This is a genomic window from Borreliella carolinensis, from assembly GCF_032595855.2.
In the GTDB taxonomy this organism is placed as follows: Bacteria; Spirochaetota; Spirochaetia; order Borreliales; family Borreliaceae; genus Borreliella; species Borreliella carolinensis.
Genome location: NZ_CP132453.1, coordinates 790,390 through 805,889 on the forward strand (window position 1 = coordinate 790,390; position 15,500 = coordinate 805,889).

Annotated in this window: 15 protein-coding genes and 1 tRNA gene; 5 read left to right on the forward strand and 11 right to left on the reverse strand. The window is 26.7% G+C overall.

All coding sequences use genetic code 11. The features are described 5' to 3' along the window. The first annotated feature begins 13 nt into the window (after positions 1-13). Complete coding sequence (locus tag QIA46_RS03775; protein ID WP_317268483.1) at positions 14-1,150, forward strand: hypothetical protein; 1,137 nt, start codon at positions 14-16, stop codon at positions 1,148-1,150. A gap of 214 nt (positions 1,151-1,364) precedes the next feature. Here the strand turns inward: QIA46_RS03775 and QIA46_RS03780 are convergent, their stop codons facing one another. The 6 genes from QIA46_RS03780 to QIA46_RS03805 all read right to left on the reverse strand — a co-directional run bounded on the left by QIA46_RS03780 (position 1,365) and on the right by QIA46_RS03805 (position 7,798). Then, positions 1,365-2,378 (reverse strand): DUF4340 domain-containing protein, encoded by a 1,014-nt coding sequence (locus tag QIA46_RS03780; protein WP_317268484.1) that lies wholly within the window; start codon positions 2,376-2,378, stop codon positions 1,365-1,367. Between the two features lie 19 nt (positions 2,379-2,397). After that, complete coding sequence (locus tag QIA46_RS03785) at positions 2,398-3,906, reverse strand: GldG family protein (RefSeq protein ID WP_317268485.1); 1,509 nt, start codon at positions 3,904-3,906, stop codon at positions 2,398-2,400. Between the two features lie 4 nt (positions 3,907-3,910). Then, on the reverse strand, positions 3,911-4,645 hold the full coding sequence (locus QIA46_RS03790; protein WP_301341875.1) for an ABC transporter permease: 735 nt from the start codon (positions 4,643-4,645) through the stop codon (positions 3,911-3,913). Continuing rightward, the gene (locus QIA46_RS03795) at positions 4,642-5,571 is read right to left on the reverse strand and encodes an ABC transporter ATP-binding protein (protein WP_317268486.1); all 930 of its coding nucleotides are present in this window, start codon (positions 5,569-5,571) and stop codon (positions 4,642-4,644) included. The genes QIA46_RS03790 and QIA46_RS03795 overlap by 4 nt, the downstream gene beginning before the upstream one ends. A gap of 8 nt (positions 5,572-5,579) precedes the next feature. Further along, entirely contained in the window at positions 5,580-6,539 is a 960-nt protein-coding gene (locus QIA46_RS03800; RefSeq protein WP_317268487.1) for a ribonuclease Z, read from the reverse strand. A gap of 191 nt (positions 6,540-6,730) precedes the next feature. Continuing rightward, a complete protein-coding gene (locus QIA46_RS03805; protein ID WP_317268488.1) occupies positions 6,731-7,798 on the reverse strand; it encodes an NAD(P)/FAD-dependent oxidoreductase in 1,068 nt (355 codons plus the stop codon). Between the two features lie 200 nt (positions 7,799-7,998). On the opposite strand from QIA46_RS03805, the gene QIA46_RS03810 reads away from it, so the two are divergent. The 3 genes from QIA46_RS03810 (at position 7,999) to QIA46_RS03820 (ending at position 9,452) form a co-directional block, all read left to right on the forward strand. Continuing rightward, complete coding sequence (locus QIA46_RS03810; RefSeq protein WP_317268489.1) at positions 7,999-8,595, forward strand: ATP-dependent Clp protease proteolytic subunit; 597 nt, start codon at positions 7,999-8,001, stop codon at positions 8,593-8,595. A gap of 46 nt (positions 8,596-8,641) precedes the next feature. After that, positions 8,642-9,301: a hypothetical protein gene (locus QIA46_RS03815; protein WP_317268571.1), complete on the forward strand. Its 660-nt coding sequence runs from the start codon at positions 8,642-8,644 to the stop codon at positions 9,299-9,301. Positions 9,302-9,368: 67 nt separating this feature from the next. Continuing rightward, positions 9,369-9,452 (forward strand) — tRNA-Leu (locus QIA46_RS03820). Between the two features lie 12 nt (positions 9,453-9,464). Here the strand turns inward: QIA46_RS03820 and QIA46_RS03825 are convergent. Together QIA46_RS03825 and QIA46_RS03830 are read right to left on the reverse strand one after the other, a co-directional pair. Then, complete coding sequence (locus QIA46_RS03825; protein WP_317268490.1) at positions 9,465-10,319, reverse strand: DUF368 domain-containing protein; 855 nt, start codon at positions 10,317-10,319, stop codon at positions 9,465-9,467. A 30-nt stretch (positions 10,320-10,349) separates the two neighbouring features. Continuing rightward, positions 10,350-10,688 carry a nucleoside triphosphate pyrophosphohydrolase family protein gene (locus QIA46_RS03830; RefSeq protein WP_014023967.1) on the reverse strand — a complete coding sequence of 113 codons (339 nt, stop codon included), beginning with the start codon at positions 10,686-10,688 and terminating at the stop codon, positions 10,350-10,352. A 114-nt stretch (positions 10,689-10,802) separates the two neighbouring features. Between QIA46_RS03830 and QIA46_RS03835 the strand changes: the two genes are divergently transcribed. Beyond that, a complete protein-coding gene (locus QIA46_RS03835; RefSeq protein ID WP_317260463.1) occupies positions 10,803-11,690 on the forward strand; it encodes a LysM peptidoglycan-binding domain-containing M23 family metallopeptidase in 888 nt (295 codons plus the stop codon). Between the two features lie 257 nt (positions 11,691-11,947). Here QIA46_RS03835 and QIA46_RS03840 read toward each other — a convergent pair whose 3' ends face one another. Genes QIA46_RS03840 through QIA46_RS03850 form a run of 3 tightly spaced genes read right to left on the reverse strand, consistent with a single transcriptional unit; the run spans position 11,948 to position 15,500 of the window. Beyond that, a complete protein-coding gene (locus QIA46_RS03840; RefSeq protein WP_317268491.1) occupies positions 11,948-13,306 on the reverse strand; it encodes a sigma-54-dependent transcriptional regulator in 1,359 nt (452 codons plus the stop codon). Between the two features lie 2 nt (positions 13,307-13,308). Beyond that, positions 13,309-14,457 (reverse strand): two-component system sensor histidine kinase NtrB, encoded by a 1,149-nt coding sequence (locus QIA46_RS03845; protein ID WP_317268492.1) that lies wholly within the window; start codon positions 14,455-14,457, stop codon positions 13,309-13,311. Continuing rightward, positions 14,454-15,500 carry a hypothetical protein gene (locus QIA46_RS03850; RefSeq protein ID WP_317268493.1) on the reverse strand — a complete coding sequence of 349 codons (1,047 nt, stop codon included), beginning with the start codon at positions 15,498-15,500 and terminating at the stop codon, positions 14,454-14,456. Before QIA46_RS03850 ends, QIA46_RS03845 begins: the two co-directional genes overlap by 4 nt.

Consider the following 15,500-nt stretch of genomic DNA (forward strand, 5'->3'; position numbering starts at 1 on the left):
GAGCAAATTTGGCATGAAGGAAAGTATTTTTTTTATCAAGGAAGGTCCCAAGGAAGTTGATTTTGATATTGAAAGGGTATTTTTAAGAGGTGAGTCTGTTGATATTATTCCTACAACCTCAGATAATCTTAAAACTTTTTTAGACGAAAAGCTGTTAAAACTCGATAACATATTAAAAGAAAGACATGGCGAGTTGATTAATTGCTTAAAGGACGTTGAGCTTCGTGTTGAAAGAGTTGAAAAAGAAATGCTTGATAATAGTCTTAAGCCTGTTCAAAGAGATTTTATTTCTTATGATTCGAAGGCTTTTGAAAAAAAGTCATCTGAGACAGATGACTCATTTTCCAAAAAAGAAGATAATTTGCCTAATATTTCTATTGGTCAAGAAGAATTAGATGCACTTCTTGAAGGTATCAATTATGCCCCAAAAGAAAATGAAGAAGTTCAGCAAGATGTTAAATTTAATAGAGATAAAGATTTAAGCTTGACTGGCAATTTTTATGTGGCTGATAATTTGTCTAATAATAATAATATTTTAAAAAAAGAAGATATTGATGCTGGTCGTGATAATGTGTCCACAGAAAATATTGAGTTAAATAGTAATAACGATAACAGTGAAAAATTGGAGAGCTTTGTAGATAATAAGCAACGTTTAGATTTGATTGGTGAGAATGGAAACATTGAGCATGAGAATGATACCAATTGTGCAATTCTTGAGAGCTCTGGTGAACGTTTTGAGCTAAAAGAATTTGATGACTTTGAAAATATTTTAAAAGAGGGCTTAGACTCTAAGGTTGCCGAGAGTTCTTTTCCTAATGATGGGGAGAAAAATTTGTATGATAATTTGAGTGATGAGATAGATCAAAACCAGAGCAATGATTTTGCTAATTATGATAAGCCCAGCTCTGAAGGCATAACCAAGGATTCTTCTAATTTTAATTTTAATGATGTTGAAAAGGTTGTGAGTAAATTTAATGCGCAAGAATCTTTAAATAATGTTGCTCTAAGTAGCGATGAAAAAGCCATATTAATAAATTTTATTGATAGAGTAGAAAGTGAGCTTGAATTAAATCCTAATAGAAATATTTTTAAAATTAAACAAGAGTATGAAGTTTTAAAAAAAGTTAAATTTTTACTTACCAAAGGTTAAAAATCCATTCGTTTAAATTCTATTTTTTACAAAAATTCTTAATTTTTAAATTAATTTTTGATATATCGGGGTGTTTTTGTTCTAACTTATTAAGTTTAATTTAAAAGATATTATCAGCAAAGCCAAACAACATTTTATCAAAAGATAAAATGTTGTTTTTGTCATGGTTACATTTTGATTATATTTATTTTTATACTTTTTATATATAGCAAGATCAATCTGCATTGTCGTGATGTTCATGATGATCTTCTTGATTATTATTGCTAGAAGTATTGTCTTTTTCTAATAATTTTTTTTCTAAGTCAAATACATCAAAAAAAGTCCATTTACTAGTAGTGTAGTAATATTCATCTTTATCTTTTTTGATTAATATGTCTTTGCCATTTTCTTCTTTTTTATTAAAATAAACCTCAATATTATTGACACTTTTATTGCTCCATTTGGCTTGAATCTTGTATTGAAGATTATAGTCATTTATTTTAGATTTATCAATTTCGAGTCCATCAGCTTTAAATTCAGCAATAATATTTAAAGGTCTTTCCTTTACCATTTTTTGGTTATTTAAAAAATAAAGACCATCTTTAGTGGTAATTTCATAGTTATTATTTATATTATTTTCATTTTCTTTGTTTAATTTTCTTATTATTTCAAATGATAAAGTTTCTAATTTTGTGTTTTTTTCTTGGAATAATGTAGTATCTGAAAATGTATTGTAAGAATTTCCTTTATATGATAAGAAAATGTTTTTTGTTAAGTAAACATTTTCATCACTGCCTTTAATGTATGCTAGTCTTGAATCGCCTTCTCCTGATTTTCCAACAAAAATTTCTGTTAACAGTTTGTTATTATTGTCAAATAATTTAAAACTTGGGTTTTCCTCAATGCCCAGTTCTTTGTGTTTTTTTTGATCTCTGCTTACAAGTTTGTTTTTTTGAAGCTCGTCTAATGCTTTGATTAGAGAGTTAACTTTTTTATTGTCAACAGGAATATTTTGTTTATTGTATATTAACCTCCAATCTTTGCCAAGTTTTGTTAATGTTCCTTCAAGCTCTGTTTCAATTTTAGAAATTGAATTAAAGTCAAAATCAAAAAATTTTTCTTCCAGGATCCTTGCTACTTTATTTTCATTTGAAAAAATTATTCCCAATAAGAATGTAGATGTTAACACCACTATTGTCAATATTTTTATTTTTTCTTTATTGATTGAGAATATTTTTGGTTTTGTCATAAATACTCCTTTGTTCTTATTAATTTGCTTTTCTTTTTCTAGTAAATCTAACAAGTCCAAATATTAATATTATTGTTGGAAGAATAATTAAGTTAACAATTATTAATGAAAACTTTGCATTGACCATTTCGTTTGAAGAGCTTGCAAATTTTAATTTAGCTCGCACTTCTCTAGACTTAATATTAAAAAATTCTTCCTTTTGCATTAGATAATCTGAAATTCTTCCAGACAGTTCAAAGTTTGACGGAGAACCATTGTACATATAGTCACTAAATATCATGCTTGATCCTGTTAGGATTATTTTAGAATTTTTGGAATATTGATCTTTATAAGGACTTTTAATTTTCCCTTCAATTGCATATCCTAGTATTTTAATTTTATTCTCTTCAAATTTATTTGGAATTTCAAATGCATTCAAAGATATGTTTGAAAGATTAGGTTCTTTAACTTGCCATGATTGTTTGGAGCTTGCAAATAGAGGTAAAAATTTTACTTCTGTTCCGTCCTTTTTTATAAGTTCTAATGAGCTGCTCCAAGGAATTGTAGCTGTATAAAAATTTTTAAGTAATGGCATATCTTTTTTTACAATATTGCTTTTGTCTATTAAAATCCATGGATAGTAAGTTTGGAAATTGCCACCCAAAAAGATTGTGGGTGCTCTTTTATCAAGAATAATATTTTCGTTGTATTTTATACCATAACTTTCAAATAGATCAAATAGGCTGGATTTAATAGGAGTTATGCCATAGGGATTTTGAGGATTGTAGTCAATTGCGCTTGTTGCAACAAATATTTTTCCATCATTGACAACAAAATCGTCAATTTTTTTTGCAATTTCTTTATCAATTTCTTTGGCGCCAATAATGAATAATCCATTTATATCTTTTCTAATGACTTCTAATTTTTCAGTTTTTAAATCTATTTCTTTTATTTCAATTCCAAATGCTTTTTTCATTATTTCTGAAAAGTTTTTGTGTGCTTCTTTTAAAGTGCTGTCTCCAAAAGCAAGCCCCAGAACTTTTTTTGTATTGTTTATTAGCTTGTCAAGTACATTTGCAAGGTCATATTCTAAATTACTAATTTCTGTTACAACCGGTATTACTTCTCTTTTGCCCTCGTAAATAATCTCAATTCCTGAGTATATTTTAAGTATTGAGAGCTGATTAATATCTCTTAAATCGATTTGCTGAGAAGGAATGCCAATATGCTCTAATGGCGTTGAAATTTTATCAGCGTCAAGTTCTTTATAAATTACCTTACCTTTTGAAGCATCAGAAAAACTTATTAAAAAGTTTTTTATTTGGCTTGGAAAAGCAAAATAGTTTTCAAGGCTTCCCGAATTGTAATATGTTATATATATTGTTTCATTTGCACTTGAGAACAAATTTTTTGTAACTTTAGATATTGTAAAAGCTTTGTGTTTTGTAAAGTCTATTTTAAAAATGAAAATAGATATATTACAAAAAATCAAAAAGATTATTGTAAGGTTCAGTGTTAGGTTTAAAACTTCATTTTCTTTATTTTTCATAAATTTATCTCCATTTTTTTAGCGTTATGCTGTGTGTGCTTAGTATTAGAAATGTGATTGTGAATGTAATAAAATAAATAAAGTCTGATAAGTTTAATATGCCCATATTAAAATAGCTAAAGTGATTAGTTATTGAAACAAAATTAAGCATTTCTCCTATTATATTTTCTTTTCCAAAGATCATAACCAATTTTCCAGAAAATAGTATTAATATCAGTGTAAATACGCTTAGAATGTAAGAGACTATTTGGCTTTTTGTAATAGAGGATATAAATGTTCCCATGCTTAGCACTGAGAGAGAATAAAGAATTATTCCTAGGTATTGAAGAAATATTATCCCAAGATCAAATTCGCCCATGAAAATTGTCATTATTGTAAGGGGTAGGGTAAGTGAGAATAATATTAAGGTAAATATTTTAAGAGTAATAAATTTACCTAAGACTATCTCTTGAGGGCTTAGCGGTAGAGCATAAAGAAGTTCAATGCTTCCTGTTTTGTGTTCTTCTGAGAATACTCCCATGCTAAGTGCTGGCAGCACCAACATTAAAATAATAGGCATTGAAGAGAAATAAGAGGTAAGAGATGCATTGTCTTTAATAAAAAATCCTGATAAAAAAATAAATGAAAAGTTTATGAATATTAAAAAAAATAGCATCACAACGTATGCAGTTGGAGTTCCAAATAATATTTTTAGTTCTTTTTTAGAAAGCGATAAAGATTTCTTTAAATCTATTTTCATTTTTCTCTCTCCTTGGTTAATTTGCTAAATATCTTTTCAAGGCTTTCATGTTTTGGGATCATTGCTTTTAAGATTATATTATTTTTTACTATGTAGCTAAAGAGATCTTCTTCTGTTTTTCCTTGAGATAGTTTTAATGAAATATTTAAGTCTTTTTCGTGTTCTTCAAGCTTTATTAATGTAAAAATATCGTTTTTGTTATTGAAAATTTTTTTTTCATTTTCAGATTTTTTTAAAACTATTAATTCTATTTCAATCTCTTTAAGTTTGTTTTTAATAATATTTTCTTTTGTGTCATCAGCAACAATTACTCCGTTGTTGACAATAATTATTCTTTTACAAATAGATTCTACTTCACTTAGTATGTGTGAAGAGAATAATATTGTACTTTCTTTTGCAAGTTCTCTTAAAAATTCTTTAAATTCAATTATTTGATTTGGATCAAGACCATTTGTTGGCTCATCAAGTATTACAAGTTTAGGATTGTTTATTAAAGCGCCAGCTATTCCCACTCTTTGTTTAAATCCTTTTGAGAGTTGAGAAATCAGCTTATCTTCAACTTCTTTTAATTTGAATATGCTTACTACTCTATCAATTTCTTTTTTTAATTTTTTAACACCTTTTATTTCTGATATAAACTTTAAATATTCCTTAACAGAAAGCTCTGGATAAAGAGCCAGTTTTTCAGGAACATATCCTATTTGTTGTAGTATTTCTTTTGAATGCTCTACAATGTCTTTACCAAAAATTTTTACATTACCTTTGCTTGGATAATGAAATGATGTTAAGATTTTGATTAATGTGGACTTTCCGGCTCCGTTTGGGCCAAGTATGCCAAGTACTTCGCCTTCTTCAACCCTAAAGCTAACATTAAATAGTGCTGTAAATGGTCCATACATTTTAGTAACTTTTTCTACATTTATCATATACCCTCCTATTTAATAATAAAGTTATTTTTGTTTGCTTCAAGTCTCATCCCATCTCTTGTTAAAAAAATTTCTCCGTCTGGATATTCCAATTTTGCCTCCTTTAGTAAGTTTTCAAGATCTTTTCTTAATGTATATCTTTCGCTAAAATGAATAAGGCCTGTTTGTAAAACTTTTGCTTGCTTGACAATATTTGCAGCTCCACCAGCTGTTAGGTGAAGTTTTTTATCTGCTTCCTTTTTTAGCTCATTTTTAAATGTGCTCTCAATTATTACAAGGTTAAAATTTTTGATTTGTTGTATTAGCTCTTTAAAATAACCAGTATCTGTAAGGTATGCAACCTTTAGTCCTTTTTTAGATTTTCCAAGTATTTCTGATGGCTTTATAATTTTTCCGTTTACTAATATTTCTTTTCCATCTTGCAGAGCTTTTCTAATAGGCCCTTTAGGAATATTTAACTCTTCTGCTTTTTCTGTGTTGAATTTTCCAGGTTTATCTTTTTCTATGAATAAATATCCAACACATTCTATTGAATGTTTTAGTTTGGTATATTCAATTTTTTTTGTTTTATCCTCATATATTATTTTGTCGGTTTTATCTATGATTATTTCTTTATAAATTATTTCATAGTTTTTATATATTTTAAGCATATTTATATTGGCTTTTGTATAGTTTTTTATTCCAACAGGCCCAGCAATTATTAATGGGTCTTTTCTTGTTTCTCCACTTTGTGACATCAGCATCACTATTCCTAGTAGTCCTGTGATGTGATCAGCATGTAAATGCGTAATACAAATCATTTTTATTTTTTGCCAAGATATTTTTTGCTTTCTTAAAGACATTTGAGTTCCTTCTCCACAATCAAATAAAAAATTATCTCCATTGTATTCGATTAGCACGGACGACAAATATCTGTTGTGGAGCGGCCTTGTTCCCCCAGTTCCTATAATATTAATATTGAATCCCAAAGATTATTCTCCTGGTTTGTTCTGAAAGTATTAATTAATTTTAATTGGTTTGTTAAATTTTGCCTCACTTTCTAGTTTCTCTTTGGATAAGAATTATTTTAGCTTAACTTAAACATTATATTATTTTTTTTTGAATTTAGAAATATTAAGAGATATAATCGCGTATTAGCATAGATTTGAAAATTTTGATTTTAAGAATGATCCAAAATATTATAGTATTTTTCATATCTTTTAATATTATAATGATTTGGAATTTTGTCAATTTTTTCAATATTATTAACTAATAAATTAGATAAGTATGGTGCCATTGACATGCCCCTTGTTCCAAACCCATTTAATATGAAGATATTTTTATACTTGGGGTGTTCTCCTAAGAAAGGCTCTCTGTCAAGGGTTGAAGGTCTTATGTGGGCTTTTTGACCAATAACTTTGCATTTTAAATTTGTTATTTTTTTAAATTTTCCCAATAATTCTAATTTTGCCCATTCATTTGTAAGCGTATTCCAAGTATTCCATTCGTAAGTGCCCCCAAGGTAAAATTTATTGCCCTTTAAGTGAATTAAAGATACGTGTCTATTGTAAACTTCTTTAAAATTTAATTTTTTGCATTCTAATATAATGATTTCTCCTTTTGCAGGCTCAAATGGGAGATAAGAAAAAAATCCTTTGAGTTTTTCTTTATATCCTTTTGCAAATATTAATTTTTCAAATTTGAAATCTTCTATTTTGAAAGAACTTTCTTCAAGTTTAATTTGATTTTCGTCTATATTTTTATTTATATATGAATTTTTTTTGATTAAATATTTTTTAATATTTTTTATATAGATTTTTGTATTAATCCTTGCGCCTTTTATTATCATTCCGCCGTTAGAGTCGTTTGAGAAATTGTAAATTTTTCCATCTTTTATTTTTAAAATAAAGTTTTTTATGTTTTTATCATTTTGAAGTTTATCAATCAGTTCATTTTTTTGATTTTCAGTAGTAAAGGGTCTAAAAATATTTTTTTCTATAAAAAAATTAGATTTAATGGTTTTTTCAATTTCTTGATAGTAGTTTTTTGCAAATTCAAAAATATGTGGTTCTCTCCAAGCAATGTTCATTTTCCTACCCATAATAGGATTAATAAGTCCGCCTGCTACTATTGTTGCTTTTGTATCTTCATTGTCAAAAAGAATTACTTTTTTATTTCTTTTAAGCAGTTCGTAAGTAACGGTGCTTCCTGCTATTCCTCCCCCAATAACTGCAAATTCATAATGCATTATAAACTCCTTTTTGAATTTTACTTATTTGTAAAATTTAGAGTATTTTTTGGCTTTGATGAAGTTTGATTAAAGATTTATTAGTCTTTTTCTTTTCAGAAAATAATTGCAATTGTTTAATTTTTGTGCTTTTTTATCATTTAAAAACCTTTTATTTTCAATTATAATATATCATTATGTTTTTGTATAAGGGATGTTTTATGACCGGGAAAGAAGATAATGATGCTTGTATTTTGCATGATAAATCATTGAAATTAGTTTTAAAGAGTAGATCAATAGTTATTGCTGGTGAGATTACTAAGGATGTTTCTAGGCTTTTCCAGGAAAAAATATTATTGTTAGAGACTTTAGATTTTAAAAAGCCCATATTTGTGTACATTGATTCAGAAGGAGGCGATATTGATGCTGGATTTGCTATTTTTAATATGATTCGTTTTGTTAAGCCTAAAGTTTTTACAGTTGGAGTAGGGCTTGTAGCTAGTGCTGCTGCTTTAATTTTTTTGGCTGCAAAATTAGAAAATAGATTTTCACTACCTTTTGCCAGGTATTTATTGCACCAGCCTTTGAGTGGATTTAAAGGAGTTGCTACAGATATTGAGATTTATACTAATGAGTTAAATAAAGTTAAAAAAGAACTTAATAATATTATTTCAAAAGAAACAGGTCAAAAAATTTCTAAAATAGAAAAGGATACTGATAGAGATTTTTGGTTAGACAGTGGCGCTGCAAAAAAGTATGGACTTGTATTTGAAGTTGTTGAGACAAAATGCCAACTTGAAGAGTTTATTTCTTCTTAATGTTTTATTTTTTTCCTGCAATTTTGTAGATATAGATTTTAGTGTTTTGGAGCTTAAGGTTGCAAATTTTAATTTAAATGATGACTCTTCTCAAGGTTTACTCGACTCTACTTATAATATTTTAAATCAAAGTTTTGATTTAATAATTATTAAGAATCTTGAGAATAAAAATGTGCTTGATTTAATTAATAATAGAGTTTTATTTGGAACTTTTAAGAATGCTTATTTTATTGATCAAGGCAGAGGGCTTTCTGTTAGCATTCTTTCTAAGCACCAAATAAATATTAAAGTTTTAAGTGTAATTCAAGATTCTTGTGATTTAAAATTAGGATTGCTTGTGGATTTTAAATTTAAGAGCAATCACTATGGTATTGTTATTTATAATTTAAGCAAGGATTTTATTAAAAATCCCACTAGTTTGCAAATTAATGAGCAAATTTTATATTTAAAAGCCCAAATAGATAAATTAATTTTTATTTTAGATGAGTCTGAATTTGTTATTTTTGATTTGTTGATCAAAAATGGATTTTTTAGCTTAATAAATGATTCAAACAATATTTCAATGTTAGCAAATAAAATTGATTTTAGAGTTTTTTCTAATTTTTTTGCTAGGGTTTCTTTATATTCATTTATGTTTGTAATTGAAGATTATTTGCACAGCAATTATGTTATTGAAAATTTTCCTCAAAAAATAGTTATTAATTGAGTTTTTATATTTATTTTATTATTTAGCTTGACATTGCAATATATTATTATTTATCATATTATTCTATGCCGAAGTGGTGGAATTGGTAGACACACAGGACTTAAAATCCTGAGGAGGAAGCTCCGTACCGGTTCAAGTCCGGTCTTCGGTATTTTTAAATTTTTTATTGGTATTTTTCAGCCAATTTTTTGTTTATAAAGATTCCCAGTATAAATAATGCTCCTAAAGATGTGGAAGATACAAAGCTGATTTTAAAGTTCAATTTAAATACAATTAATATCATTTGTAGAATTGATCCAAAAATTAAGCCCTTTGATAAATAAATAAAATTATTTAAGTTATTATCTATTATTTTCTTTATTATTAATATTGATGTAATTATTCCTATTGTTGCAGCTGTTGCAAATATTGTAATAAGTGTAATGTTAAATTCAGATATAATAAGTATTATTTCTTTATAAAAGCCAAGCAGCAAAAGCATTGCAGATCCCGAGATCCCTGGCAAGATCATTGATGCTCCGCTTATTGTTCCAGAAGATATCAATAATAAGTAATATTTTATTGAGTTTTTGTCTTTAGGTATTGTACTTTGTAATTGTATATTTGATTCTTTGATTATTAACAAGAGTACAATAATGCTCATGCCAATAAAAAACAATAAATTATTTAATATTTTTGTATTACTATTTATCTCTATAGATATTTCTGTTTTTAGTGTTATTATATTCCCAAATGCTAATCCTATGAAAAATGTTATTAGCAGCGCTTCTATTATTCCATTATCAAAAGCATAAGCTTTAAATATTTTTGCAGTTAATAATATTGAGGTTAGCATTCCTGTTGCCAAAATAGTTAAAAACATTAAATTTTTTTTAATTTCTGTGAGCTTTAAAATTTCTGAGATAGAGTTTATTATTTTGTAATAAATTTTTAATATTAAAGCTAGTGTTCCCCCAGAAACCCCCGGAATTATGTTTGCAATTCCAAGTAAGAATCCCTTGATATAAATATTAAGCATTTTTATTTTAGGTTTTTTAATATTTTTAATTTAAATGTCTTCTCTGTCGTCGCCTTCGCCATTTATTGTTCCATTTTCATGTCGCTTTTGTATTTTTCTTAGGTTAGTAAGAGCAACATCTTCAAGCGTAATGCCCAAATTATTGCTTAAGCTTGATAAGTACCATAATACGTCCCCAAGCTCTTTTTTAATTGATATTAAATACTCATCATCAATAATGTAATTTTTGTCTCTTCCTAATTTTTTTATTTTTTCAACAACTTCTCCAGTTTCACCAGCAAGACCAAGTGTTGTTAAAATTAATTCTTCTTTTTTATTTTTGTATTTAGCAGTTTTTTTTGCTTTTTCTTGGTATTCGTTTAGCTCCATGTTGAGAGAAAGTTTATTACAGTTTATTATTATTTGCAAGTCCAAACAGGATTTATTTTTTTTGTGTTTTTTATTATATTTGATTAATTAATCGTAAAAGAATTTGTAGTATGAATGAGTAAAACTTTTTTGATATTTAAAGTAGGTTTCATTTTTTTAAATATAATTTGTGTTTTTTCTTATCCAGAAATAAAAAATTTTTCAAGAAAAGATCCTGTTTTTTCTGATCTTAAAATTAAAGTTTTAAAATATAACAAAAAACAGCATATTCCCTTGTTTTTTTACTTGTATAAAGTTAAAAAAGGAGATACTTTTTTTAAAATTGCCAATAAAATAAATGGATGGCAGTCTGGCATTGCTACTGTTAATTTATTAGATTCCCCTGTTGTGAGTGTCGGACAAGAGATTCTTATTCCTAGCAAAAAGGGAATTTTTGTTTTTGATAGTAAGGATTACAGGTTTAATAATTTGCTTTTAGCAACAAGAGATCTTACTAAAGCTGAAAAGGTAAAAATTAAAAGAAATGACAGGGTTTATGAATTTTATTTTTTTGATTTTGTCAAGAATCCAGATTTTGGACTTTTTTCAGGCACAGAGTTGCTTTTTTTCTTAAATGCCAACTTTATTTTTCCTTTAAAAAAATTTATTGTTAGTTCTGATTTTGGATTTAGAAATGATCCTTTTACCGGCAATAAAAGTTTTCATACGGGAATAGATCTTGCAGCTCCGATGAATACGGAAGTGTATTCTTCTTCTTCTGGAGTAGTCATTGAAGCTGGATACAATGATCTTTATGGTAATTTTGTTGTAGTTGGTCATAAAAATAATATTAAATCTCTTTACGGGCATTTAAATTCATATTCTGTAAAGATAGGGGATTTTGTTAAATCGGGTGAATTTCTTGGAAGAGTAGGGCAAACAGGGCGTTCAACGGGTCCCCATTTACACTTTGAAATATTAAAAAAAAATATTCCCATTAATCCCTTGAAGTTTTTAAAGTAAAGCTAGTTGTAAGCCAGCTAAATATATTATATTATCAAATTGTATTGATTATTAATAAATAATGGTGTATAATTATTTGTTTGATAAAAATATTTTTACACTTTTACACCAAGATTTTAAAAGAAAGTGTTTCATTTTAATATAATTATTGGTATTAAAAAATTTTTTGGTTTCAAAACTATACATCTAATTTAAAGCAATGTTATTTTTTTGTATTTATTATAATTTAATAATATAATAATCGTTTAAAAGAAATCTTATTGATCAATGTGATATTCGATTATTTTATTGTGTAAAGTTTTTCTTCCTATTTTTAGTATTTCAGCGCATTTGCTCTTGTTGTTTTTAGAATGAAAAAGTGTTTGTTTTATTATTTCTTTTTCGGCCTCTTTTAGGCTAATTCCTATTGGTAGTGTTATTTTAAATATAAGATTTTCATTATTTTTGATTTTTACTGGTAAATCTTCTTTAGCGATTTGTTTACCTTTTGATAATATTAATGCGCTTTCAAGTACATTTTTTAATTCTCTAATATTTCCTGGCCAATCGTAATAATAGAGAGCTTTCATTGCATCATTAGAAAGAGTTTTTTCTTCTCTGTTGTTTTCTTTTGCAACGTCTTTTATTAGTATGTTTGTTAAATAAGATATATCATCTTTTCTCTCTCTTAAAGGTGGTATGTTTATATTAATAATATTTAATCTATAAAATAAATCTTCTCTAAATTTTCCCTTTTTAATTTCTTCTTCAATGTTTTTGTTTGTTGCAGCCAGAAGCCTGATATCAACTTTAATTGTAGTTTCCCCTCCCACACGTTCAAAGGTTTTGTTTTGCAGTACTCTTAAAAGTTTAACTTGAATTTCAGGTGAAATTTCTGCTATCTCATCAAGGAAAATTGTGCCTTTGTTTGCAAGCTCAAATCTGCCCTTTTTTTGAGAAATTGCTCCAGTGAATGCTCCTTTTTCATGACCAAAAAGCTCGCTTTCAAGAATGCTTTCAGAAAGTGCAGCGCAATTTACTTTTATAAATGGTTTGTCATTTCTATTTGAAAGATCGAAAATAGCATCCGCTATTATTTCTTTGCCAACACCGCTTTCGCCTGTTATAAGAACAGATGCATTTGATTTTGCTATTTTTAATACAAGTTCAAAAATTTTTTGCATTAATAGTGATTTTCCCATAATTTTTTCATAGTATTTTAGGTCTTTTCTTATTAGTATATTTTCTAAATTGGCATTTTCATTGTCGTTATTTTCTTTTTTATTTAGTGATCTTTTTATTATTAGTAAAAGTCTTTCAAGGTCTAAGGGTTTTGTTAAAAAATCGTAAGCACCTTCTCTCATGGCATCCACAGCAGAATCAACTGTTCCGTGGGCAGTTAGAATAATAAAAGGTATTCCCAGGTTTTTTTCTTTAACTATTTTGAGCAATTTTTCTCCAGATATCTGAGGCATTCTCAGGTCAGATATTATTACATCAAGATTTTCATTTTCAATTGTTTCAAGAGCTTCTTCTCCGTCACTAGCAGTGAAAACAAAATATCCTTCATCCTCAAGATAAGTAGCAATTCCTTCTCTAATATTCTTTTCATCATCAGCTACAAGTATTTTGCTCATTTTCAATACCCTTCAATTAAAATATTTTTTTTATTTAGTTTAGGAAGTGTAATTGTAAAAATAGTGCCTTTGCCTTCTTTGCTTTCCACAAAAATTTCACCCCCAAGCTCTTTTATTATTTTATAAGAAATAGTAAGACCTATTCCACTTCCTTTTTCTTTTGTGCTAAATTGAGGTTTAAATATTTCCTCTTTTACCTCATCTTTTATTCCATTGCCATTATCTTTTATGTTGATATGTATTTTATTGTCTTTTTCGAAAAGAAAAATTTCTATTTTTTTTATTTCTTTTTTTGTTTCAAGTAGTGCTTCTTCTGCATTTTTAACTATGTTTATAATAACTTGTTTTAATAGTTTCTCATCAATGAGAATATTGCTTGTTTTGTTTAAATTAAGCAATAGTTTTATGTTTTTGTTTTCTAATCCAGGATTTAACAATTCACACACACTGCCTATTACTTGTTTAATGTCTTTTTCTTGTAAGTTAATTTTTATTGGCCTTACGGTTAATAAAAATTCTGTTACTATTTTATCTACTCTGTTTATTTCTTCTTTTATTACTTTAAAATAATTTTCAGCTTTGCTATTTTTTATTTTTTCTTTTTCAATTTCCTTTTTTAGCAGTTGTAAATTTATATCGATTGCTCCAAGTGGATTTTTGATTTCATGGGCAATATTTCTTGCATGTCTTGTAAAAGAGGCTAAAGCCTCAACTCTTATAAACAGCTCTTCTTTCTTTTTTTTTTCTTTAATGTCTTCGATTAAAATAATATTGCCTTCAAGTTTTTTTTCTTTTACATAAGGCATAAATGAAATTTTAATATATATGCTGTTTGAGATTGGAACTTCTAATCCTATTATTTTATCTTCTGTTCTAACCAGCTCTTTTATTAAATTTATTAAGATTGGAATTTGAATATCATCAAGAATTTCTATTTTTGATTTAGACGTTAAAGCTAAAATTTGGTATAAAATCTTGTTTGAGTAGATTATATTGTTTTGTTTGTCAAGTACAATGATGCCTTCATTAATTGATGCAAATATTCCGTCATATATTTCTATTTTTTTGTAAATTTGTTCAATAAATTTAGTTTTTTCTTCATTAGATAATTTGTTTAGCTTTGTTAAAGCTTTTTTGAAAAAATTATTCATATCTCTTCATAATTTAGCATCAAGTTTTCTATTATTAATTTTTTATTTTGATTATAAGGGCGATATTTGTAAATATTTTTCAAATGCTGTGTATATTTGAGATATTGATTTATGTTTATTTTTTTTTCTAAAAAATCTTTTCTAATGTTAATTGCAAGTTCGTTTAAAAATATTTTAAAGCTTTGATCATCTTTTATAAATTCGCTTTCTTCAAGATTGAATATGGATTTTTTTTCTTTTATTATATTTATGATTTTTATCAATTCTTTTTTTATTTTTTTGCTTTCTTCTTTGTAAAATGAGGCAAAATACTCTTCAATTGTTATGTCTTTATTTATTAGAAAACTTTCCTTGAATTTTTGAATTTCTAAGTTTCTTTCTGATTTTGTGAAATTGTAAACTCTAAGTCTTGAAAGTATTGTTTTTGGTATTTTGTTTTTATTTCTTGCTGCTAAGATAAAGTAGATATTTGAAGGTGGCTCTTCTAGTATTTTTAAAAGTGAATTGTGTACATTGAATGATAAATTTTCGATTTCGTTTATGTATATTACCTTTGATTTTTCTTTTTCAGAAAAAATCCAAGTTTGAATTTTTTTTACATCATGAACAGTAATACTATGATTTATTTCTTTGTTTATATTTTCTATATTTTTTATAAGCTCATTTTTTATGTTTTCATTGTATTCTTTTTCATAATAAACAGAATTAATATAATTGATATTTTTCTCTATTTTTTTCAAATTTTTTTCACTACTGAAATTACATTTGGTAAAAATTACAGTTTTAATGTACTCTAAGTATTTATTTGCTATTTGATGTGAATTTGTAGAAAGATGCGCTTTTGCTTCTACTGTATCGAAATTTGAGAAAATGAGTAAATTGGGGTTTGTTAAGTTTTTCCCGTTTAATATTTTTTTTGCAATCTCAATAGCACTGATCTTTTTTGATGAAAATTTTTCTCCTAGTAAAAGAATTGCATTTGGCAATAGTTTTTGATCATATGTGTTTATTATGTCTTGAGCAATTTTTGGAAGCATTGTCAT

What these genes read in the sequence shown, in the direction of transcription:
- QIA46_RS03775 (WP_317268483.1), top strand. Translation starts at nt 14, where the DNA reads ATGAAGGAAAGTATTTTTTTTATCAAGGAAGGTCCCAAGGAAGTTGAT.
- QIA46_RS03780 (WP_317268484.1), bottom strand. Translation starts at nt 2,378, where the DNA reads ATGACAAAACCAAAAATATTCTCAATCAATAAAGAAAAAATAAAAATA.
- QIA46_RS03785 (WP_317268485.1), bottom strand. Translation starts at nt 3,906, where the DNA reads ATGAAAAATAAAGAAAATGAAGTTTTAAACCTAACACTGAACCTTACA.
- QIA46_RS03790 (WP_301341875.1), bottom strand. Translation starts at nt 4,645, where the DNA reads ATGAAAATAGATTTAAAGAAATCTTTATCGCTTTCTAAAAAAGAACTA.
- QIA46_RS03795 (WP_317268486.1), bottom strand. Translation starts at nt 5,571, where the DNA reads ATGATAAATGTAGAAAAAGTTACTAAAATGTATGGACCATTTACAGCA.
- QIA46_RS03805 (WP_317268488.1), bottom strand. Translation starts at nt 7,798, where the DNA reads ATGCATTATGAATTTGCAGTTATTGGGGGAGGAATAGCAGGAAGCACC.
- QIA46_RS03810 (WP_317268489.1), top strand. Translation starts at nt 7,999, where the DNA reads ATGACCGGGAAAGAAGATAATGATGCTTGTATTTTGCATGATAAATCA.
- QIA46_RS03825 (WP_317268490.1), bottom strand. Translation starts at nt 10,319, where the DNA reads ATGCTTAATATTTATATCAAGGGATTCTTACTTGGAATTGCAAACATA.
- QIA46_RS03830 (WP_014023967.1), bottom strand. Translation starts at nt 10,688, where the DNA reads ATGGAGCTAAACGAATACCAAGAAAAAGCAAAAAAAACTGCTAAATAC.
- QIA46_RS03835 (WP_317260463.1), top strand. Translation starts at nt 10,803, where the DNA reads ATGAGTAAAACTTTTTTGATATTTAAAGTAGGTTTCATTTTTTTAAAT.
- QIA46_RS03840 (WP_317268491.1), bottom strand. Translation starts at nt 13,306, where the DNA reads ATGAGCAAAATACTTGTAGCTGATGATGAAAAGAATATTAGAGAAGGA.
- QIA46_RS03845 (WP_317268492.1), bottom strand. Translation starts at nt 14,457, where the DNA reads ATGAATAATTTTTTCAAAAAAGCTTTAACAAAGCTAAACAAATTATCT.
- QIA46_RS03850 (WP_317268493.1), bottom strand. Translation starts at nt 15,500, where the DNA reads ATGACAATGCTTCCAAAAATTGCTCAAGACATAATAAACACATATGAT.